The sequence below is a fragment of the Mycobacterium sp. NGS22 genome (assembly GCF_059813095.1).
The window spans coordinates 116522-137639 of sequence record NZ_JCALDY010000004.1 but is presented as its reverse complement, the minus strand read 5'-3'; the positions used below and the strand labels follow the sequence as shown (position 1 = coordinate 137639).

The window sequence follows — 21118 nt, the reverse complement described above, 5'->3', positions numbered from 1 at the left end:
TACGCTGGGTCGAGCTGGCAGGGGGAAGACATGCTGAACACGGACCACGTCGACTTCAGTGCCGTCCCGTGGGGGTCGGTGGAGTGGACAAACCTGGTGACACTGTACCTGCGGGCATATGAAAGCCGTTCGCCGCGAACCATTCTGGGGGACCACGAGGCTGCCGCGGCCGTGAACCGGATCACCTACGACTTCGACCGGATGCGCCGCACCATGCTGCCCGCGGTGAATCAATATACCGTCGCCCTGCGCGCCAAACGGATCGACGATTGGTGCGCCGCGTTCTTGCAACGAGAGCCCGACGCGGTCGTACTGCATCTCGGTTGTGGCCTCGACGCCCGGGCGTTCCGGCTCGCCGTGCCCGAGTCCGTGCACTGGTACGACCTGGACCAACCCTCCGTGATCGCGTTGCGTCGTCGACTCTACGAGGAAACCGACCGGTACCGCATGATCGGCTCGTCGGTCACCAGCCCGCACTGGTTGACTGACATCACGACCGGACGGCCCACGCTGGTCGTCGCCGAGGGACTGCTCATGTATCTACCCGAACGCGACGTCCGCCAGTTGCTGAGCCGCCTGACCGATCAATTCGCCAGCGGCGAAATGCTTTTCGATACCGTCTCACCGTTCGGGCCGGTGTTGTCCAGGGTGTTCACCAAGGGCATCGTCAAGTGGGGAATCCGGGACATCCGCGCTTTGGAAGCCTGGAATCCGCGACTGCATGCTTTGGAGCGCCGGCCGGTGCTCGCCGACCACGACAGGATTCCGGTGCGGTCGGTACGTCTGATTTACAAAGGGCTTTCGCGAATTTTCGGATCCTCCTACGACGTGCTGAACCGCTTCGGCTACTGACCCGTACCCGCCCATCGACTAGCGTCACTGTCATGCAGCTCACCGGCAAGACAGTTCTGCTCACCGGTGCGACCGGCGGCCTGGGCCGCGCGATCGCCAATGCGCTCGCCGAGCGGGGCGCCCGTCTGATCCTGAGTTCGCGCAAACAGCAAGAACTTGACGACCTGTCGGCCTCGCTCGTCGGTGATGGGCACCGGACGATCGTCAGCGATCTCGCTGACCCCGGCGCCGGCCTGGCTCTGCTCGGCGCGGCCGGCCCGATCGACGTGCTGGTCGCCAACGCGGCGCTGCCGGCCTCGGGCAAGCTGGACAGCTACACCGCCGAGCAGGTCGACCGCGCCCTGCGAGTCAATCTCGAGGTGCCGGTGCAGATGACCCGCGAACTGATCCCGGCGTTCGTCGAACGCGGGTCCGGCCACTTCGTCTACATCTCGTCGATCTCCGGCAAAGCGGCTACCGCCCGCGCGTCGCGGTACGCGGCAACCAAGTTCGGCCTGCGCGGCTTCGCTTTCTGCCTGCGGGATGACCTGCGCCCCGAAGGCATCGGCGTCTCGGTGGTGAGCCCCGGCATGATCGGCAACGCAGGCATGTTCGCCGAGTCCGGCGCCCCGGCGCCGGCGTTGATGGGCACCGGGACACCGGAACAGGTGGGCGCCGGTGTGGTCACCGCCATCGAACGCAATCGGCGCGAAGTGACGGTCGCGCCACTGCAGCAGCGACTGCTGGGACAGTTCGCCGCCACCGCCCCAGAAGTTGCCTCACGTCTGGCCGGAAACATAGCCGTGAAGGCAGCGGACCAAGTCGCGGCCGGACAGACCCACAAGCGGTGAAAATGTGATGGCATCCTGGCCTGGTGGGCGTGCTGTTCCGGTTACTCGAGCTGCTGTTGCTGATGCTGCCGCTGGTCGGCCTGATCGCGGCCGGTATCAAGGCGATCTCGTCGATGAACCGTCGGGCGACGCAGAACGCTGACACCGCGGACCAGAACGCCGGTGCCGATGACCTGGGCGGCGTCTCGGCGAGAAACCCCGCGGCGCACTGGCGGGCGATCCGGCGCGCGCTGGAAGCGCACGAGCAGACCGACGCACGCTGGTTGGAGTACGAGCTCGACGCGTCGCGCCTGCTGGACTACCCGCTGATGACCGATCTGCGGGATCCGCTGACCGCCGGCTTCCACAAGGCGAGGCTGCGTGCGGACCTGCACAAACCGCTGCGGGCAGAAGACCTGTTCGACGACCGCGACGCCGCGCGCCAGTATCTGGAGGCCGTCGAGGATTACGTCACCGCGTTCAACGCCGCGGAAGCCGAAGCGACCCGCCGGCGACGCAGCGATTTCTCCGCCGAGGAAAACCAACGGCTGGCCCGGGCGCAAAGCCTGCTTCGGGTCGCCGCAGACAGCGGCGCGACAGCCCAGGAACGCCAGCATGCATACGGATTGGCGCGCACCGAGCTCGACGGCCTCATCGTGCTCCCCGACGCCACTCGCGCCGCAATCGAACGTGCGATCGCCGGTGAGATCGACAGCTAGCCCTTCAGCCGCACCATCCGCGTGGTGGTGCTTTCATCGAGGTCGACGAGGTCACTGCGGGACCGCAGGAAATCGCTGAAAGACTTGAAGCCCAATGACTTTTCGCTGAATGACGGGTTCATCCGCTTCATCTGTGCCTTCACCTCGGAGTTGTGCAGCCAGTCCGCGTCGTCCTTCTCCTGGCCGATCCGCAGCGCCCGCTCGAGCAGCCCGGTCGCCGCGAGTTGCGGGTCCGGTGGCGGCGGCTCGTCCTCGGGTTCGGACGGACTTGCGTGCCGTCCGCGCTTGCGTGGTGGGGGTGCGGTGGGCGCGGTCGAGATCCCCGGCAGCGCGTCGTAGGTGACGAACTCATCGCAGGCGGCGGCCAGCGATTGGCTGCTGGCGCCGGCCACGCCGATGCCGACAACGTAGCGACCCAACCGTTTACAGCGCTGCGCCAACGCGATGTAGTCCGAATCGCCGCCGACGATCACGACGTGCGTGAGGTCGGGCAGCCGGAACATGTCCTCGACGGCGTCGACTGCCAGCCGGATGTCGGCGCCGTTCTTGCCGTAGGCAGCTGCCGGGAAAAGCTGGACGAGGTCGACGGCGCGCCCGACCAGCTGGCCGTGGTAGTTCGCGTTCACCTCCGCTGACCAGTCGGCATAGGCGCGGGTGAGCACCAGCGTGCCGAACGAGGACGCGAAGTCCATGATCGCGCCGAGGTCGACGGTGGCGACCCGCAGCCGTTCCTTGTCGAGTCCCTTTGCTTTGTCTTTCTGGAATGTGCTGCGACCGTGGACCTGGTCGTAGCGGGAGATGACGATGTTGTCGAAGTCGAAGTAGACGGCCACCCGGGTCGCGCTGGAGTCGGTCACCCGGCCATCGTCCGTCATCAACCGATCATTCGGTAGACGGTGCCCCGCTCGTCGCGCACCCAGAGGGTTTCGTCCGCCCCGATCGCGGTGCCCTCAGCGATCAACTGGCGTTTGAGCACCTTGTGGGTGGCGGTGCTGGGCAGCTCGGCAGCGATTCGGACGTAGCGCGGGCGCGCTTTGGGCGACAGATCGGGTTGCTCGTCGAGGAACGCTTCGAAGGATTCCGGGTCGAAGGCGCCGTCGTCGTGCAGCACCACCGCGGCCATCACCTGATCACCGACCCGCTCGTCCGGAACGGCATACACTGCCACCCGGTTGACCGCGTTGTGCCGCAACAGGATTCGCTCGATCGGCGCGGCCGCCAGGTTCTCCCCGTCCACCCGCATCCAATCGGCGGTGCGCCCGGCCAGGTAGATCCAGCCCTCAGCATCGCGGTAGGCGAGGTCCCCGGACCAGTACATGCCGTGCCGCATGCGTTCGGCATTGGCTTCGGGATCGTTGTAGTAGCCGGCGAACAAGCCCGAACCCGTCGTGTTGACCAGTTCGCCCACCGCTTCGTCGGCGTTGGCCAGCGCACCGTCTTCGTCGAACCGGGCGAGTGGGCACTCCGTGACGGTGTCGCTGTCGTACACCGCGACTCCGGCCATCCCTTTGCCGATCGAGCCCGACGGGGTGCCCGGTTCGCGCACCACGATGACCGCGTTCTCGGTGGAGCCGAAACCGTCCTCGACCCGGGCTCCGAAGCGGCTGCCGAACGCTTTGATGTCCTTCTCGTTGGCCTCGTTACCGAACGCCACTCGCAGCGGGTTGTCGGCGTCGTCGTCGCGTTCGGGTGTGGCCAGGATGTAGGCCAGGGGTTTGCCGACGTAATTCATGTAGGTGACGTCGTACCGGCGGACGTCGTCGAGAAATTGGCTCGCCGAGAATTTCGCCGGCACGATCGCCGCGCCGGAGGCCACTGCGGGCGCCCATCCCGCGACCACTGCGTTGGAGTGGAACAGCGGCATGGACACATAGCAGGTGTCTGCAGAGGTCAGGGCGAAGCGCTCGGCCAGGTTGCGCCCGGAGAACACCGGCATCAGGTGCGGAAACTGCACGGCTTTGGGGTTGCCACTGGTCCCGGACGTGAAGATCATCATGAACGGGTCCATCATCTCGACCTCACGGTGGGGGACCAGCGGGCCGGCGCCCGCAACCATGTCCGTCCACTCCGCTGTCGAGGTGTCCAGGATCCGTGCCCCGGCCAGGTCCAGCCCGTCCAGCAGCCCCCGGTGCTCGGCGTCGGTGACGACGATCTGGCAGTCCGACCGCCGCACATCGGCGGCCAGCGCCTCACCCCGTCGCGTGGTGTTCAGTCCGCACAGGACATAACCGCCGAGCCCGGCGGCCGCCAACTGCGTCAGCATGTCCGGGGTGTTGGCCAGCAGCGACCCGATGTGCATGGGACGGTCCGGATCGGCGGCCGCCAGCAGCGCCGCGGCCCGCGCCGCCGATTCGGTGAGGTACTGACTCCAAGTCCATTGCAGCTCACCGTATTTCACTGCAATCGCGGAGTCTGACAGCCGCTGCCGCAGCAGTGCCTGGATCGTGTCGCTCATGAATTCGGTTCCGTCCGTTGTCGGGTCGCGCTGTGCTGCAGCTCGAGGTAGCTGCTGAGGATGTCGACGAGCACGCGACGTTCCTTGCTGGTGTCGACCGGACGGTGCATGACCAGTTGGTTGGCCACCATACCGCGCAACGTGGTCAGCAGGTGCCCACCGATGGCCGCGCTCTGGGTGGGGTCCAGGTCGCGGTCCAGCGCTGCGCCCAGCGTGCTGAAAGCCTTGCCCAGGCGTTTGATGTGCCCGGTCGCCGTGGCGCCGCGGGTTGCGCGGGTGCCGATCAGGATCTCGGTGGCCGCGCGTGCGGTGGGGCTCGACATCGCTTGCCAGGCAGCGGTTACCACTGCGCTGACCCGCTGCCGTGTCGGAGTGCCGGGCGTGGCGGGCGGCAACGATTTCAGTGCGTCCAGCAATTCGGCGAAACCCCGGTCTACCACCGCCATCAACAAACCGTCGCGGTCGCCGAAATGGTATTGGATCACTCCCCAGGTGACCCCGGCGGTGTCGGCGATGTGCCTGCCGCTGGCCGCGGCGATGCCTTCGCTGAGCAGGATCTGGACGGTCACGTCGATCACCATCGCGCGGGTGCGCTGGGCCCTGATCTGATTGCCGTGCGCCGGCCGGGTCGGAGCGTTTCGCCGCGACATCATCGCGCGGACACCGAGGTGGAAAACATTGCGGATGTGATGTTATGACAACGTCGGCGGATGGGGGTAGACGGGACCACATTCGGGCAGTGCCCGCCTATGCTTGCGGCAATGGCGGAGAAGACGACGTGCGCAATCATCGGGGGCGGCCCGGCGGGCATGGTCCTGGGTCTCCTGCTGGCGCGTGCGGGTGTGGACGTCACGCTGCTGGAGAAGCACGGTGACTTCCTGCGCGACTTCCGTGGTGACACCGTGCATTGCTCGACGATGCGGCTACTCGACGAGCTCGGATTGTGGAAGTCGTTCTCGGCCTTGCCCTTTACCGAGGTGCGCAAGGCCGCTTTCCGATCCGACGGTCGCTCGGTGACCTACATCGACTTCGAGCGGCTGCGTCAACCGCACCCGTTCATCGCGATGGTGCCGCAATGGGACCTGCTGAACCTGCTCGCCGAGGCAGCCGGCGCCGAACCCACCTTTACGCTGCGGATGAACAGTGAGGTCACCGGGTTGATCCGGGACGGGGGCCGAGTCGCCGGAGTCCGCTACCGAGGCCCGGACGGGCCGGGCGAACTCCGCGCCGACCTCACCGTCGGTTGCGATGGCCGCTGGTCGATCGCGCGTCAGGAAGCCGGTTTGCCCGCCCACGACTATCCGGTGAAGTTCGACGTGTGGTGGTTCAAGTTGCCGCGCGACGACGACACGGAATTCTCCTTCCTGCCGCGCACCGGCCCGGGAAAAGCTTTGGGTGTCATCCCGCGCGAAGGCTACTTCCAGATCGCCTACATCGGAGTCAAGGGCACCGACGCCCAGTTGCGCGCGCAGGGTATCGAGGCCTTCCGTCGCGACGTCGCCGAGTTGGTGCCCGAGGCCTCTGGTTCAGCGAACTCGGTGGACGGACTCGCGTCGATGGACGACGTCAAGCACCTCGACGTCCGGGTGAATCGACTGCGCCGCTGGCACTGCGACGGGTTGCTGTGCATTGGTGACGCCGCTCACGCCATGTCCCCGCTAGGGGGAGTCGGGATCAACCTGGCGGTACAGGACGCCGTGGCCGCCGCCACCATCCTGGCCGAGCCGCTGCTACGACGTCGGGTCACCGGCCGTCACCTGGCGGCGGTCCGGCGACGCCGTGTGTTTCCCACCGCGACAACCCAATTCGTGCAGCGGATGCTGCACCGGGGGCTGCTCGGTCCGCTGCTGCGCGGCGAGGACCCCGCGCCGCCGGCCGCGCTGTTCCGGGTGATCGAACGGCTGCCATGGCTGTCGGTGGTGCCGGCATACTTCATCGGGGTGGGTGTGCTGCCCGAGCATGCACCGGCCTTCGCGCGCCGTTCGTGAACGCTACGCGAATCCTCTGATCCTTCAACGAATTTCCGAGAGCAGCCGGGGCGCGGCCGCAGCCGGTCGATCGGACTCACCCCCGACCGCTGCCAACGACTGTTGTGGACCCTCGATCTCGACCACCAGGTGGCACGCCATCCCGGCACGATTCGGCCGCGGATCATTCGGGTACCCCACGAATACAAGGCTCGTCGCAACCGCTGAATGAGCCGAAGGGAATACGGTAATGAACATCAAGAAGATCACTGGAACTGCCCTGATCAGCGGCGCTTTGGTCGCCGGGTCGATGGGAATGGGCATCGGGACGGCGTCAGCGAAACCGCACGTGCCGGGACCCCCGCCGATTCCGCCGGGTCAGGTCGACGGATGGAAGCCTGCACCTGGTCAGGTCAAGCAATACTGCCCGTGGCAGTCGCCGCCTGGACACTGGATCGGCGGACCGCACGGCATTCCCTGCACCTGAGTTCGGCCTGATCGACGCACATCTGTCGCGGGGTGGCTCTACTAATGTAGAGTGCACCCGTGCGACAACCCCGTCGACGGCGCCGTGGATAAGCGCCGCAAACCCAATCCCGCCGAGCGCCGCCGTGATCTCTGCGACGCGGCGATCCAGTTGTTGGCCGATGACGGCGCCAAGGGGCTCAGCCATCTGAAGGTCGACCGCAAAGCGGCGGTGCCCGCCGGGACGACGTCTTTCTACTTCCGGACCCGGTCCGCGCTGTTGCTCGCGGTCGCCGAACGCCTGGCCGAGTTGGATCTGGCGAACTTGCAGTCCGTGGCCGACGATCCCGACGCCGGCCGTGCCCAGCGCTCGCCTTCGTTGCTGTCGCAGGTGGTGATCCAGTCCGGCCGGGAGCCGGAACTGTCCCGGACCCGGGCCAGATACGAGCTGACGATGCAGGCCGCGCGTGATCCTCAGTTGGCGGCCACGCTGGCGCAGGGAACCGACGCGTTCACCAAGCTGCACCGCGAAATCCTGGTGCAGCTGATGCCCCATGGGGCGGAGCTGGAATCGGCCGTCGTGGAAGATCTGAGCAACGTCACGCTGACCTTCATCAACGGTCTGCTGCTGCGCTTCGCCCACGGCGACCGAATCATCGACAGCGCAGAGCAACTCGACCGGATCCTGGCGGCCATCGCCAGCGGTGTTCTCAAAAGCCCGATGAAGGGCCAATTGACCGGCGCCGGCGACCCCCCGCCGCCTCGCCGCCGCAACACCAAAGCACCGGGTTAGATGCGCGGACTCGGTCTTGCCACGGCACCCGACGTGTGGTTCTCTACGAGTATAGAGAATGGCTTTCTATGACCAAGCCCGCAGCCCGGGTCGGGTCAAAACGCCAGTGGTAGGAGAGCTTTCGTGACGACAAGCACCGACAGCCAGGTCCGCTTCGACCCCTACGACGTCGGCCTGATCGCCGATCCGTACCCCATGTTCGCGCGGCTGCGGGAAGAGGCGCCGCTCTACTACAACGCGCAGTTCGACTTCTTTGCGCTGAGCCGGTTCGCCGATGTGAACAAGGCGCTCGTCGACCACGCCACTTTCAGTTCCGCGCGCGGTGCGATCTTGGAGCTGATCAAGGCCAACCTCGACATCCCGTCGGGATTACTGATTTTCGAGGATCCGCCGGTTCACGACGTACACCGCAAGCTGTTGTCGCGCATGTTCACCCCGCGCAAGATCAGTGCACTCGAGCCGATGATCCGTGACTTCTGCGCGCAGTGCCTCGATCCCTGTATCGGCACCGGTCAGTTCGACTTCGTCACCGACCTTGGGGCTCAGATGCCGATGAAGGTGATCAGCGCGCTGTTGGGGATTCCCGAGAACGATCAGGAATACATCCGCGACCGGGGCAACGCCCAGCTGCGCACCGAAGCAGGCCAACCGATGCGGGCTGCCGAACAGGGCGTGTCGGTGGGGGAGCAGTTCGCGGCCTATATCGACTGGCGCGCAGACAATCCGTCCGACGACATCATGACCGAACTGCTCAACGTCGAGTTCGTCGACGAATCCGGCACCACGCGGCACCTGACGCGAGACGAAATCCTGGTCTATCTCAATGTGGTCGCCGGAGCGGGCAACGAGACGACGACCCGGCTGATCGGTTGGGCGGGCAAGGTATTGGCCGAGCATCCCGACCAGCGTCGCGAGCTGGCCCAGGATCCCGGACTGATCCCGCAGGCGATCGAGGAGTTGCTTCGTTACGAGCCGCCCGCTCCGCATGTTTCGCGGTACGTGACCCGAGACGTCACCTGGCACGGACAGACGGTGCCGGAGGGCGCGGTGATGATGATGCTGATCGGCGCCGCATGTCGGGATCTGCGCCAATTCGGGCCTGACGCCGACGAATTCAACATTCACCGCCCCGCTCGTCCGCACCTCACCTTCAGCGTCGGCACCCACTTCTGCCTGGGATCGGCCCTGGCTCGCCTGGAAGGACGTATTGCTTTGGAAGAAATCCTGAAACGCTTCCCCGAGTGGGAGGTCGATCTCACGAACGCGCATCTCAGCCCGACGTCGACGGTGCGAGGCTGGGAATCGATGCCGGCGCAGGTGTCTCGATGACCGGTCGGGTCGAAGGGAAGGTGGCGCTCATCAGCGGCGCCGCGCGCGGCCAGGGCCGCAGTCACGCGGTGCGCCTGGCCCAGGAAGGCGCCGACATCATCGCGGTCGACATCTGCGGACCCATCGAGAATCTCGCCTACCCTCATGCCACGCCGGACGATCTCGCCGAGACGGCCGACCTGGTAAGGGCACTCGACCGGCGCATCGTGACCGCCCAGGTCGACGTCCGCGACTACGACGCCCTCAAGGCGGCGGTGGACGGTGGGGTAGAGCAACTCGGCAGGCTCGACGTCGTCGTGGCCAACGCAGGCATCGGCACCTTCGGCAACAAGCTGCACAAGATCGGCGAGGACGTCTGGCAGGACATGATCGACGTCAACCTCTCCGGCGTCTGGAAAACCGTGAAAGCCGGTGTGCCACATATCATCGCCGGCAAGCGGGGCGGCTCCATCGTGTTGACCGGCTCGGTCGGGTCGCACAAGGCGCTTGCCTACACCGGCCACTACATCGCCGCCAAGCACGGTGTGATGGGTCTGATGCGCAGCTTCGCCGTCGAACTGGGTCAGCACATGATCCGGGTGAACTCGGTGCACCCCAGCCAGGTCAACACCCCGATGACGATGAACGAGGTGACGTTTCGGCTGTTTCGGCCGGACCTGGAAAATCCCGGACCCGAGGACTTCGCGCCGTTCTCCCAGATGACGCACACGCTGCCGGTGCCGTGGGTGGAGGCCGTCGACATCAGTAACGCGGTGCTGTTCCTGGCCTCAGACGAATCCCGGTACATCACCGGTGTTTCGCTGCCCGTCGACGCGGGCGCACTGCTCAAGTAATCCCTGACTCAACCCCGCAACAGAACTGGAGAACCCATGCCCGAATACGACTACGAAGAGATGAAGAAGGAAGCCGAGCAGTACATCAAGTTCGAAAAGGATGTGAAGAACCGGATCGCCTACATCACCTTCGACCGTCCCGACGCCCAGAACTCCACCACCTTGGGCATGCGGCAGAACTACGCCGACCTGATCCACAAATGCAACGTGGACGACGACGTCAAGGTGGTGGTGATCCGGGGTGAGGGCGAGGATTTCGGCAGTGGGGGGGATTTGCCCGAACAGCGCGGGATGCTCGAGAACCCGGGTATGCCGTTGCTGCACGAACTCGCGATCAACGACGATGATGTCAAATACCCACCGGGCGGGTCGTACCGGTACCTGTCCACCGTCACCGACTTCTACGCCAAGGCACGAGCCGGAAACCGCCCGCTTCAAGAACTACGCAAGATCAGCATCATCGAAGCGAAGGGTTACTGCTACGGGTGGCACTTCTACCAGGCCGGCGATGCCGACCTGGTGATCTCCTCGGACGACGCGCTTTTCGGTCACCCCGCCTTCCGCTACGTGGGCTGGGGTCCGCGGTTGTGGTGGTGGGCCGAAACCATGGGGCTGCGCAAGTTCTCCGAAATGCTGTTCACCGGAAGGCCGTTCAGCGCCAAGGAGATGTACGACTGCGGATTCGTCAACAGCGTGGTGCCCCGCGACAAGCTGGAAGCCGAGACCGAGAAATACGCGCTCGCCTGTTCGCGCTCCCGCCCGACCGACACCGTCGCGGTGCAGAAGACTTTCCTGGAGCTCTACAAGCAGCACAAGGGTGAATACTTCGGCAGCCTGCTCACCGGCATGGTGGAAGGAATGCTGCCGATGATCGCCAACGATGCGCAAGAGGTCGACCTGACCGCCGGCACCTTCGAGAAGGGTTTGAACAATGTGGTCAAAGACAACGACATGAACTTTCCCCCGGAGTGGCGGTTGAGCCGATCGGGTCGTCAGAAGCCCTGATCGCCGTGTCGGCCTTGACCGGCATCGTCGTCGTCGAGTTGGACGACTCGGTGGCGGTCGAGTACTGCGGAAAGTTGTTGTCGGACTTCGGCGCCGAGGTCGTCAAGATCGAAGCGCCGGGGGTTGGCAGCCGCACCCGGGTCATGTCACCGGTCGTCGCCGAAACACGCGACGGCAGTGCGCTGTTCGGCTACCTGAACACCAACAAGTACTCGGTGGAGCTGGACGTCACCGATTCCGCGGGTATGCACCGCCTGGAGCGGTTGATCGGCGGAGCGGACGTCGTGCTGAGCGCGAGCGCCGCGGACTTCGCTGCCCGGCACCCAGCCATGGTGTGCTGTTCGATCACGCCGTTCGGCGTGGGAGAGTTCGAGAACGCCAAGAGTGTCAACGTGTTCCACGCCAGCGGTTGGGGCTACCACACCCCGAGTCACGCCGACCGCGGCGCGCGGCCGCTGCAGGGTCCCGGCCGATTTCTCGCCGACTATGAGGCCGGGCTCGACGCGGCATTGTGCGTCGTGTCCGCACTGCTGCGACGGCTGCGACGCGGCCAGGGTGAGTCCATCGACATCTCCGCACAGGCCGTGCTGGTGTCGCGAGCCGACTGCATTGTCGGTCGGTTCCTCGCCGGAGAGGATCCCGCCACCGGTGGCCGCGGCGATTACGACCAGCGGGGCCCGGCGTCATTCTTCGCGTGCGCGGACGGCTTCGTCTATCTGTACGTGACCAACCGCGCGCACTGGCTGGGCATCAAAGCGTTGCTGGACCACCCGGTTTGGTTGGACGAGTTCGACGACGACTGGTTGGAGTTCTCGGTGACGGCCGCGAAGGTCGACACTTTCCAGCGTGGATTCGCCGCATGGGTTCGCAACCTGGACAAGGAGTCCGCTGCCGAACGCGCACAGCGGCTGGGGGTTCCGCTGGTCCCGGTCAACGACGCCGAGGACCTGCGTCGATCCGCTCAGTACCGGCACCGCGGCTTCTTCCGAACGCTGCGGCACCCGGTGCTGGGCACCGGATCCTATCCTGGCGTCCCGTATGCGCTGAGTGCCTCTCCTGCCGGACTCGTCTCCGCCGCACCAACTCTCGGGCAGCACACCGATCAGATCCTGCACCGCCCCGATCGCCGCGTCGGACCGGCGCCGCGGTCGCGGCCCGCCCGGCCTGGCACGGAGCGCGGCGGACCACTGCAAGGGGTGCGGGTCGTCGAGCTGACCAAGGTGTGGGCCGGCCCATACGCGGGAAAGTTGCTGGCGCTGTTGGGTGCCGAAGTGATCAAGGTCGAGACCGCGAGCAGTCCCGAGGAGATGCGCGCCTACGGGGGGACCGACATCGACCACGCACCCTACTTCCTGAGCATCAACCCCGAGATCCGCAGCGTCGACCTCGACATCAAGACGCCGGACGGACGGGCGCGCCTGCATGAGCTGATCGCGCAGAGCGACATCGTGATCAACAACCTGCGCCCTGGAGCTATGGAGCGCCAGGGTCTCGGTTATCAGGATCTCGCGGCGATCAATGCGGACATCATCGCGGTATCGATCAAAATGTGGGGCAACGACGGTCCGCAAGCGCATCAGACCGGGTATGCGCCGTGTTTCGCCGCGTTGGCCGGGCTCGCCGCGCTGGTGGGTTACCCGGGTGGTCCGCCGCTCGGGATGAGCATGCGCTACGGCGACTCCACGGTCGGTGCGGCCGCGGCCTATGCGGCCGTGGTGGCCTTGCTGTATCGCGAACTCACCGGCACCGGTCAATTCGTCGACGTATCGGCGGTCGAGACGCTGTCCTCGATGATCGGGGACAGCCTGCTCGAACAGAGCCTCACCGGAAAGCCGCTCGGACCCGTCGGCAACACCAACCCCGACATGTGCCCGCACGGTTGCTACCCGTGCGCGGACGACACGTGGATCAGTGTGGCCATAGCCGATGACGCCGAATGGCAACGGTTTTGCCGGGTGCTCGATGCGCCGCTGCTGGCAACCGAGACGCGCTACGCGACGTCGGGCGATCGGCTCCGGCACGCGCAGAAGCTGGATGCCGAAATCGCGCTGCTTACCCGACACCACGAAGCCGCCGAACTCAGCGGGCGGCTGCGCCAAGCGGGTGTCGCGGCGTGCAAGAGCGCCACCTCGTTGGATGTGATCAGCGACCCACGGCTCTGGGACCGCGAGCTGTACCGGTTCGTCAGCGATCATCGCGAGGGTCAGCGCCCGATCGTGGGACCGTCCTGGCGGATGGCCCGTGACCCGGCGCAGATCACGCGCGGCGCACCGAACCTGGGCGAGGACACCGAATATGTGCTGCGCGAGATCGTGCGCACCGAACCACGATCGGATGCCCGAACATGACGGCAAAACTGGCCGGCACCGCAGCACTGGTGACGGGCGCGAGCAGCGGCATCGGTGCTGCGACGGCGAAAGCGCTGGCCGCGCAAGGCGCCGCGGTGGCGTTGTTGGCGCGGCGGGCCGACCGCCTGCGGGCTCTGCAGGCCGAAATCGAATCCAGCGGCGGCACAGCACTTCCGGTGCCCGCGGACGTCACCGATGCCGAGCAGGTAGCCGCCGCCGTCGAACGCGCCGTGACCGAGCTGGGCCGGCTCGACATCGTGGTGAACAACGCCGGCCTGATGCAGCCGGGAGCCGCGACCGAGGCATCACTGCGGGACTGGGACGACATGGTTGCGGTCAACGTCCAGGGAGTGCTGTACGTCACCCGTGCGGCCTTGCCGTATCTCGTTGCGGCGGCTGCGGATTCACCGCGTGGGGTGGCCGACCTGGTCACCGTCAGCTCCACCGCGGGCTGGGTGGCTCGGCCGGGCACGGCGGTCTACTCGCTGACGAAATTTGGTGTCAACGCGTTCAGCGAGGGCATCCGGCAGGAGATGATCGCCAAACGGGTCCGGGTCGGGGTGGTGGGACCCGGGACCGTCGACACCGAGATCTTCACGCATTTGGCCCCGCCCTCCCGCGACGCGTTCGAGCGGCAAACCGCCGATATGGTCAAGCTCGTTCCGGAGGACATCGCAGATGCCGTGCTGTACATGGTCACTCGTGACCGTCGGGTGGCGGTCAACCACATGCTGGTACGTGCGGCCGAGCAGACCTGGTGATGGACGACCGATGGATCCCCGGCGACGACAGCGGGCTGCTGATTCCCCTGGAGCCCAGCGCATTACGTGACAGCGGCCCACGGTTCCTGACCGACGCATTCCGGGCGTCAGGTGCGTTGGCGGCCGACAACTTCGTCACCGACGTCACGGCATTCGACGAGATCGACGCCGGCAGTACCGGACGCAAAGTGGCACTGTCGGTCGAATACGCCAGCCCCGGCCCGGCGCTGCATACCGAGCTGTTCGTGAAGTTCTCCCGTGATCTGCGCAACCCGATTCGGGATCGCGGCAAGACGCAGATGGAACCGGAAGTACGGTTCGCGGCGCTGTCCCGCGCACCCGCGTTCCCAATCTCGGTGCCGCACGCGCTGTTTGCCGACTATCAGCGGGCGAGCGGCACCGGGATTCTGATCACCGAGCGGATAGAGTTCGGCCGCAACGGGATTGAGCGTCACTATCACAAGTGCCTCGACTACGAGATGCCCGCGCCCGCCGAACACTATGGAGCACTGTTGGCCGCGCTGGCCCGGCTGGCGGGAACTCACCGCTCCGGTCGGTTGCCGGCATACCTGACCGCACACTTTCCGCTGGACGTACGGGGCGCCACGGTGGGGGAGCGCCGTGTGCTCAGCACGGACCAGCTCAAACGCAGGTTGTCCCAGCTGGCTGATTTCGTCGACGTCGCGCCTGGGCTGCTGCCCGCGAACGTGACGGATCCGATGTTTGTGGCCCGGCTGCGCGAGGACGTGCCACGCATCGCCGAGCACGAGACCGCCGTAATGCGATTGCTCGCCAACGACTCCGACTACGTTGCGCTATGCCACTGGAACGCCAACGTGGACAACGCCTGGTTCTGGCGCGACCCCGGCGGCGTGCTGCGCTGCGGATTACTGGACTGGGGCTGTGTCGGCCAGATGAACCTCGGTATGGCCATCTGGGGAGCCATGTCGGGTGCCGAAACCGACTTGTGGAACGATCATTTCGACGCGCTGCTGCGGCTGGTCGCCAACGAAGTCCGCGGTCACGGCGGACCGGAGCTGGACCCGGACAGGCTGCGCCGCCACACCCTGCTCTATGCGGCCGCGATGGGTGTCGCCTGGCTGCTGGACGTGCCGGCGTTGATCGGCAAGCGATTCGGCGCGGACGTTCCCGTTGGTCGCAAGGACCCGCGCATCAGGGACGACGAAAGTGTTCGCGCGCCACTGCAGATGTTGTCGAATCTGCTCAACCTGTGGGAGCGGCACCGGGTTGGTGAGTTGCTCGAAGTAGCTCTGGCCGAAGATAAATCAGCACGGCGCTGAGCTATAGCTGCTCCAGGACGCGGCGATTACGCTGACGCTGAGGGGATCGTGATGAGTTCCAGCGTGTTTCCTGCCGCGGGGTGAGGCGCGTCAGCCGCTGCACGGTTTCGGTGTGAATCGTTGGATTCGATTGTGAAGTCACGGCTTTCAGAGTGAGCCCAGGGCGGGGAAATCGGCAAAAATCCCGCCCAGGCTTCACCCTCAACGCCCAGGATTCACGCTCAAAACCCAGGCTTCACGCTCACACGGCTGCAACTGGTGTCGCTGCTGACGCTGTTAGCCGGGCTTCTTCAGATGCGGCCCCAACATCTGGTGCCACGCCTTCGACATGTTCCGGAACTCCTCCTCGCAATTGCCGGCGCGGTCTTCCGGCAGGTCTCCGGAGCTGACGATGTCGGCATTGGCGGTGGTGTCCGACCCGTAGATCCAGCACTCCCAGTTGTACATCCGGGTGATGTCCATCGAATGCCCGTCCCAGAAGGGAAGCTCGTTCGCATCGCCCGCCTCCCTGGCGCTGAGCTTCCAGTCCTGCGCGGTGTCGGTCGCGATGCGCACCCCGTTGGGGTAGGGCTTTCCGTCCGCGCCGGGGTCCAGCAGTTCAAAGGCCGACAGTTGGTCGGCGACGTCCTCTTCCCGCCCGGTGAACGCCAGCTCGTAGATGGCCAGGGTGGCGTGGCCGAGCTCGTGATAGAACCCCGAAATCGTCGCGTTGACCGCAGCCAGCGCCGGATTGGGATTCTCGAATCGCGCGAATCGCGCCTCGCTCTCTTGGATGTCCTCGTAGCACAGTTGGATCTCGTTGAGGTTGGGGTCCCAGTAGTCGTTGGCCTCGCCGCATTGTTTGCCCACCGCCCCGACGTCGTGCGGCAGGTTCAGGGTGTCGTTGACGTGCCCGGCGACGCTCTCCAGCAGCTTGGCGTCAACCATCAATTGGCGGCCGCGCTGCGCCTCGGGGGTGGTGGCGTCCTCGTAGCGGATTGTCATCTTGGCCGCCACCGGGGGCTCGTTGGTCGCGGTGATAGACGTAGTCTCCGCCGATTCGGCCGCCGGCGACCTGTCGTCGGAATGGTGCGAGGTGTTCTTCGACCCGCTGCACCCGGCCGCCAGCAGTGCGGCGCAGGCGGCGACGACGATGACTGGCCTGCGCATGCCGCTGGCCCCCTTCGATGATGCGGTGCCGTTTCTCGTGGTCTGCCCGGGACCGGTGAGAACGTTACGACACTCGGCTTCGAGAACGGGGGTAAACGCCGCAGCGAGATGGGCGTTTCGCGGCGTAGATCCGCTGCGCGGCGAACCCGGTCAGCAGGTCGTAGAACGGTTTTCGGGACGGCTCAAGGATTCGACAGGAGCAATATCACCCGGCCCGCGGATGTCGGCTGGGGGAAGGCGCTTTCGTCGAAGCCGTAATATCGCCGCTGCTCGGCGGTGATGTCGTCGACCACCTTCCCGGTGGCCTGCAATGCCCCGCCGCGGACGTCGGCCATCACACCCCGGAAGTCGGGCACCGACAACGCCTCGGCCAGCAACAATGCGTCACCGCCGGACGGGAGCCGCACCAGCACGCCGGCGCCCGCATAGTTGTTGCCGCCTCGGCCGGTGCCCCGCGGCGCCCAATAGATCGGACCCGACGTCACCGTCCCCCGCACCCGCCGGTAGTCGCCGGGATGCTGCGCGTCGACGACGGTGACGACGGGCAAGGCGGCTATGGTGCGTTGCTCCTTGACCCACATGACGCCGAGCGGGACACAGACGATCGCGTACATCATCGCCAACAAGACGAGCACCGGCTTCCACGCGATCTCCCAACCCAGGCGGGCCTGCGAGATCGGCATTCCGGCAAGCTGCTCGTCGAGGTCGCGGCGCCCGAACCGGAAGACGTACCAGGACAGGATGCGCGCCAGCGCCATGACGGCGAGGATGGCGAGTCCGACGATGCCGCAGACCCGGAAGTAGAACGTGCTGTCGCCCTGGTTGGCAGTCGCGGCGACCATCACGGCCGGGATCGGTGCCGTGAGCAGCAACAGCAGGGCGTAGGACGGGTGGCTGGTCAGAAACGGATAGGTCACCGTCCAGGCCCGGTTGCCGCCGTAGACGGTTACCGGCCCCACGTCGGCGTGGACCGTCGGCGTCCAGGATCCCTCGACCATTCGGGGCTTGACCAAGGACCGTACGAACAGCGCCCCGAAGATCAGCGCGACGACCAGGGCTCCCCAGAACACCGTGTCGAGTCGTTCACCGGTGCCGGGCACCCCGAAAGCGCCATGGATGTCGATCACCTTTCCGATGAAGAACATCAACGGCAGCGCGAAGAGCAACTCCAACAGCCAGACTTGGATCAGCTGCGGGATGCGGGAACCGAGTCGGTCGAAGGCCAGCACCCGTCGCCACAGGAACTGCCCGGCACCCATGACGCAAGACCCTATCGAGCCCGGATACGCCCGGGTTTGACGACAGCGGCTGCGTCGACCGCGAAACCACTGTCGATCTGATTACGGTGGTGGTTGAATTAGCCGACTTTGTCCGGGGGTCGGTCTTGAATGAGAAGGTGATGCACCAGTTGCACTCCTACGAGGCGCCGCGTGACACCGCTGGCGCGGCGCGGCTGAGGTTCACGTGCTGATCGGCCGGTTTATCTATCGGTTTGCGCTGCTGATCGTCGGTGTCTGGGCGCTGTTGGCGGTAGCGGGCAACAGCCTCACTCCGCCGCTCGAGCAGGTCGTCGCCGACGAGGACCAGACGTTCATGCCGTCGGGCACCGCCACATCGTTGGCGGTGCAGCGTTCGGCGGCGGCCTTCGAGCAAGCGCCCACCGACAACGTCGACTACCTGATCCTGGCGCGCAACGGAACTCTCGACGACCGGGACCGGGCGTTCTACGACAAGCTGGTGGCGGCCCTGCGCGCGGACACCGCGCACGTCCTGCAGGTGACGGATTGGTGGCAGGTACCGGTCACGGCGGACGCGGCAATGAGCGAGGACCGTCATGTGATGACCGCGCCCCTGCGGTTGGTGGGCATGATCGGCACCTCGGAAGCCGTCGACTCGATCAACGCGGTGCGCGCGGTCGTCGCGCAATCGCACCCGCCCGACGGTTTGCGTGTCTACGTCAGCGGACCCGGCGCCACCATCATGGACGAGTTCGAGGCAATCGACCGGCAGACGCAGGTCATCACCGCCACGACTGTCGTGGTGCTGCTCGTCCTGCTGCTGATCGTCTACCGGTCGATGATCACCGCGATGGTGCCTCTGGTGTCGGTCATCGTCGCGCTGGCCGTGGCCAAGCCGGTGGTGTCCCATCTTGCCGCCCAGGAGCTCATCAGCATTTCGTTGTTCTCGCTGTCGGTCAGTGTCGCGGTGGCCGTCGGGGCAGGGACCGGCTTCGCCATCTTTCTGATCGGGCGCTACCACGAACGCCGACGACAGGATCTCCCGCCGGTTGACGCGCTGGCCGACGCGTACCGGGCGGTGGCGCCGGCGATCGTGGGCTCGATAATCATGGTCGTCGCGCCGTTGGGTGCCTTGGCGTGGCTCAGCCTGTCCCGGATCAGCATGTTCGCCACGACCGGATTTCTGTGCGCGATCGGCGTGCTCGCGACGGGCCTGTCGGCGCTGACCCTGACGCCGGCCATCGTCGCGCTCGCCGGCCGGGCGGACCTGATCAGACCGCCGCAGGCAGAACGACTCAGGCGCCGGTGGCGACGAATCGGAATCCAGGTGGCGCGTTGGCCGGCGCCGATTCTGGTCGCCAGCGGCATTCTGGTGCTGATCCTGATCATCGGTCTGCCCGGTGTGCCGATCGGGTGGGACGAAATCACCGCGACCTCGGCCAAATCCGAATCCCGACGTGGCTACGACCTGGTCGACCGGCACTTCCCGCCCAACCAACTGCTGCCCAACGTCGTCACGATCGAGACCGACCACGACATCCGCAATCCCGCCGGCGTGACCGCCATCGAACAGATCACCGGCACGGTCATGGCTATCTCGGGTGTGCGCATGGTGCAGTCCGCCAGTCACCCGGGCGGAATGGTCTCCAAGCAGGCCGCTTTGACCGCGACCGGAGGCAATGTCGGTGACCGCCTCGACGAATTCGGCGACCTGGTCGCGGCACGGGACACGACCTTCGTCAAACTCGACGCCGCGGTGGGCGAGCTGGTCCACGGACTCGATCTGATTCAGTCCGGCGCTTATGCGGGTAGTTACGCGATCGGTGGTGTCAGCCTGGCGGTTCATCTGACGCAGGAAGCCGTCACCAAGATCCGGGATCGTTCCGCGGAGGTCTCCGAGATCTTCGATCCGCTGCGCCGGTTCGTCGGCGCGATCACCGGCTGCCGCACGACTCCGGTGTGTTCGGCCGCTCAGGAGGCGGTGCAGTGGTCGGGCGCCGTCGTCGAGGGCTCGAACAACCTCGTCGACACCGCCGAGCAACTCGCCAAGCAGATCGCCGACGCGGCAGCGGTGTCGGGTCTACCGGGTTTGCCGAGTGCGTTGCTGGGTCTCAGCGGCCAGATGGACCAGACGCGGGCGCTGGCCGCGAGCGTGAAGGAGGTGCTGAACCACCCTCGTCCGGTGTCGGCGCAAGAACTGCCGACCTACCTGCACAGCCTCGTCTCCATCTCCCAGGGCAGCCCCGGCGTCGACCTCTACGCCTCCCGGAAGATCCTGACCGACCCCAACATGCGTCCCGCGCTGAATGAGTTCTTCTCGCCGAACGGTCATGCGACCCGGCTGTACGTCTACGGCAACGGGCACGAGTGGGGCGACGAGGGTGCGGTACGAGCCCGGGCGATAGCCGCTGCGGTTGCCGATGCAACCCGGGACGGCACTTTGAAATCCACCGCTATCCAACTCACCGGCGTCGGACCGGTCACCCGCGACCTTCAAGACGTCATCGGCGGTGATCTGGTTCTGCTGGCGGTGCTGACGTTCGGCGTGATCCTGTTCATCTCCGCAGCGCTGTTGCGCAGTCCGATCGCCGGTTTGGTGGTGCTGGGCACCATCGCGACGTCCTATGTCTGTGCCCTCGGTGCCAGCGTGCTGATCTGGCACCGCCTGCTGCAGCACGAATTGCACTGGTCGGTACCGCCGATCGCGTTCGTGTCGATGGTCGGCATGGCATCCGGGGGGAATCTGCTGTTCGCCCTGCGCATCCGCGAGGGACTGCCGGCGGGCCTGCGCACCAGCATCATTCGCGCGTTCGCCGCGACGGGCGGGGTGGTCGCCGCCGGGGGAGTGGTGGTGGGAATCACGATGATCGCGCTGGCCCCGAGCAGTGTGTTGAGCGTGTCGCAGATCGGCGTCACGGTAGGCCTCGGGCTGTTGCTGAACGCCCTGGTGGTGCGCGCGTTCGTGCTGCCGGCCATGATGGTGGTGCTCGACCGCTTTCTCTGGTGGCCACGACGACCGGTCGCCGCCGAGGAGGAACTCGAGCCGGTCGGTGCGTGAAACTATTTCTGTCCCAACATTTTTGGGAGGAAAGCT

18 protein-coding genes are annotated in these 21118 nt (G+C 66.0%); 13 read left to right on the top strand and 5 right to left on the bottom strand.

Annotated elements, in window-relative coordinates; translation table 11 throughout:
- Positions 1–30 precede the first annotated feature (30 nt).
- The 3 genes from AC5Y47_RS05180 to AC5Y47_RS05170 are packed head-to-tail and all read left to right on the top strand — an operon-like array spanning position 31 to position 2380.
- Positions 31–852, top strand: coding sequence for a class I SAM-dependent methyltransferase (locus AC5Y47_RS05180; protein ID WP_499942605.1), 822 nt, complete (start codon positions 31–33; stop codon positions 850–852).
- 32 nt (positions 853–884) lie between these two features.
- A complete protein-coding gene (locus AC5Y47_RS05175; protein WP_499942601.1) occupies positions 885–1682 on the top strand; it encodes an SDR family NAD(P)-dependent oxidoreductase in 798 nt (265 codons plus the stop codon).
- Between the two features lie 23 nt (positions 1683–1705).
- On the top strand, positions 1706–2380 hold the full coding sequence (locus AC5Y47_RS05170) for a hypothetical protein (protein ID WP_499942597.1): 675 nt from the start codon (positions 1706–1708) through the stop codon (positions 2378–2380).
- On the opposite strand, the gene AC5Y47_RS05165 is transcribed toward AC5Y47_RS05170, so the two are convergent.
- The 3 genes from AC5Y47_RS05165 to AC5Y47_RS05155 are packed head-to-tail and all read right to left on the bottom strand — an operon-like array spanning position 2377 to position 5485.
- Positions 2377–3255 (bottom strand): NYN domain-containing protein, encoded by an 879-nt coding sequence (locus AC5Y47_RS05165; RefSeq protein WP_499942594.1) that lies wholly within the window; start codon positions 3253–3255, stop codon positions 2377–2379. The genes AC5Y47_RS05170 and AC5Y47_RS05165 overlap by 4 nt on opposite strands.
- On the bottom strand, positions 3255–4835 hold the full coding sequence (fadD1, locus tag AC5Y47_RS05160) for a fatty-acid--CoA ligase FadD1 (RefSeq protein ID WP_499942590.1): 1581 nt from the start codon (positions 4833–4835) through the stop codon (positions 3255–3257). The genes AC5Y47_RS05165 and fadD1 overlap by 1 nt, the downstream gene beginning before the upstream one ends.
- Positions 4832–5485 (bottom strand): TetR/AcrR family transcriptional regulator, encoded by a 654-nt coding sequence (locus AC5Y47_RS05155; RefSeq protein WP_499942587.1) that lies wholly within the window; start codon positions 5483–5485, stop codon positions 4832–4834. Before AC5Y47_RS05155 ends, fadD1 begins: the two co-directional genes overlap by 4 nt.
- Before the next feature lie 111 nt (positions 5486–5596).
- On the opposite strand from AC5Y47_RS05155, the gene AC5Y47_RS05150 reads away from it, so the two are divergent.
- The 9 genes from AC5Y47_RS05150 (at position 5597) to AC5Y47_RS05110 (ending at position 15637) form a co-directional block, all read left to right on the top strand.
- Positions 5597–6823: an FAD-dependent oxidoreductase gene (locus AC5Y47_RS05150; RefSeq protein ID WP_499942584.1), complete on the top strand. Its 1227-nt coding sequence runs from the start codon at positions 5597–5599 to the stop codon at positions 6821–6823.
- Between the two features lie 229 nt (positions 6824–7052).
- On the top strand, positions 7053–7289 hold the full coding sequence (locus tag AC5Y47_RS05145) for a hypothetical protein (RefSeq protein ID WP_499942581.1): 237 nt from the start codon (positions 7053–7055) through the stop codon (positions 7287–7289).
- Between the two features lie 84 nt (positions 7290–7373).
- Complete coding sequence (locus tag AC5Y47_RS05140) at positions 7374–8060, top strand: TetR/AcrR family transcriptional regulator (protein WP_499942871.1); 687 nt, start codon at positions 7374–7376, stop codon at positions 8058–8060.
- Between the two features lie 123 nt (positions 8061–8183).
- Positions 8184–9389 (top strand): cytochrome P450, encoded by a 1206-nt coding sequence (locus tag AC5Y47_RS05135; RefSeq protein WP_499942579.1) that lies wholly within the window; start codon positions 8184–8186, stop codon positions 9387–9389.
- Entirely contained in the window at positions 9386–10222 is an 837-nt protein-coding gene (locus AC5Y47_RS05130) for a mycofactocin-coupled SDR family oxidoreductase (protein ID WP_499942577.1), read from the top strand. The genes AC5Y47_RS05135 and AC5Y47_RS05130 overlap by 4 nt, the downstream gene beginning before the upstream one ends.
- A gap of 36 nt (positions 10223–10258) precedes the next feature.
- A complete protein-coding gene (locus AC5Y47_RS05125; RefSeq protein WP_499942575.1) occupies positions 10259–11227 on the top strand; it encodes an enoyl-CoA hydratase/isomerase family protein in 969 nt (322 codons plus the stop codon).
- Positions 11228–11232: 5 nt separating this feature from the next.
- Positions 11233–13575 (top strand): CaiB/BaiF CoA transferase family protein, encoded by a 2343-nt coding sequence (locus AC5Y47_RS05120; protein ID WP_499942867.1) that lies wholly within the window; start codon positions 11233–11235, stop codon positions 13573–13575.
- Entirely contained in the window at positions 13572–14336 is a 765-nt protein-coding gene (locus AC5Y47_RS05115; RefSeq protein WP_499942573.1) for an SDR family NAD(P)-dependent oxidoreductase, read from the top strand. Before AC5Y47_RS05120 ends, AC5Y47_RS05115 begins: the two co-directional genes overlap by 4 nt.
- The gene (locus tag AC5Y47_RS05110; RefSeq protein ID WP_499942571.1) at positions 14336–15637 is read left to right on the top strand and encodes a hypothetical protein; all 1302 of its coding nucleotides are present in this window, start codon (positions 14336–14338) and stop codon (positions 15635–15637) included. The genes AC5Y47_RS05115 and AC5Y47_RS05110 overlap by 1 nt, the downstream gene beginning before the upstream one ends.
- A gap of 276 nt (positions 15638–15913) precedes the next feature.
- Here the strand turns inward: AC5Y47_RS05110 and AC5Y47_RS05105 are convergent, their stop codons facing one another.
- Together AC5Y47_RS05105 and AC5Y47_RS05100 are read right to left on the bottom strand one after the other, a co-directional pair.
- Positions 15914–16621 (bottom strand): DUF4344 domain-containing metallopeptidase, encoded by a 708-nt coding sequence (locus tag AC5Y47_RS05105; RefSeq protein WP_499942865.1) that lies wholly within the window; start codon positions 16619–16621, stop codon positions 15914–15916.
- 347 nt (positions 16622–16968) lie between these two features.
- Positions 16969–18045 carry a hypothetical protein gene (locus AC5Y47_RS05100; protein ID WP_499942569.1) on the bottom strand — a complete coding sequence of 359 codons (1077 nt, stop codon included), beginning with the start codon at positions 18043–18045 and terminating at the stop codon, positions 16969–16971.
- Between the two features lie 205 nt (positions 18046–18250).
- Between AC5Y47_RS05100 and AC5Y47_RS05095 the strand changes: the two genes are divergently transcribed.
- Complete coding sequence (locus AC5Y47_RS05095) at positions 18251–21082, top strand: MMPL/RND family transporter (RefSeq protein ID WP_499942567.1); 2832 nt, start codon at positions 18251–18253, stop codon at positions 21080–21082.
- Positions 21083–21118 lie beyond the last annotated feature (36 nt).

Bases quoted from the DNA above. Each gene is read 5' to 3' on its own strand.
- fadD1 (WP_499942590.1), bottom strand. From the start codon at position 4,835: ATGAGCGACACGATCCAGGCACTGCTGCGGCAGCGGCTGTCAGACTCC.
- AC5Y47_RS05180 (WP_499942605.1), top strand. From the start codon at position 31: ATGCTGAACACGGACCACGTCGACTTCAGTGCCGTCCCGTGGGGGTCG.
- AC5Y47_RS05175 (WP_499942601.1), top strand. From the start codon at position 885: ATGCAGCTCACCGGCAAGACAGTTCTGCTCACCGGTGCGACCGGCGGC.
- AC5Y47_RS05165 (WP_499942594.1), bottom strand. From the start codon at position 3,255: ATGACGGACGATGGCCGGGTGACCGACTCCAGCGCGACCCGGGTGGCC.
- AC5Y47_RS05145 (WP_499942581.1), top strand. From the start codon at position 7,053: ATGAACATCAAGAAGATCACTGGAACTGCCCTGATCAGCGGCGCTTTG.
- AC5Y47_RS05100 (WP_499942569.1), bottom strand. From the start codon at position 18,045: ATGGGTGCCGGGCAGTTCCTGTGGCGACGGGTGCTGGCCTTCGACCGA.
- AC5Y47_RS05110 (WP_499942571.1), top strand. From the start codon at position 14,336: ATGGACGACCGATGGATCCCCGGCGACGACAGCGGGCTGCTGATTCCC.
- AC5Y47_RS05155 (WP_499942587.1), bottom strand. From the start codon at position 5,485: ATGTCGCGGCGAAACGCTCCGACCCGGCCGGCGCACGGCAATCAGATC.
- AC5Y47_RS05115 (WP_499942573.1), top strand. From the start codon at position 13,572: ATGACGGCAAAACTGGCCGGCACCGCAGCACTGGTGACGGGCGCGAGC.
- AC5Y47_RS05125 (WP_499942575.1), top strand. From the start codon at position 10,259: ATGCCCGAATACGACTACGAAGAGATGAAGAAGGAAGCCGAGCAGTAC.
- AC5Y47_RS05105 (WP_499942865.1), bottom strand. From the start codon at position 16,621: ATGACAATCCGCTACGAGGACGCCACCACCCCCGAGGCGCAGCGCGGC.
- AC5Y47_RS05130 (WP_499942577.1), top strand. From the start codon at position 9,386: ATGACCGGTCGGGTCGAAGGGAAGGTGGCGCTCATCAGCGGCGCCGCG.
- AC5Y47_RS05150 (WP_499942584.1), top strand. From the start codon at position 5,597: ATGGCGGAGAAGACGACGTGCGCAATCATCGGGGGCGGCCCGGCGGGC.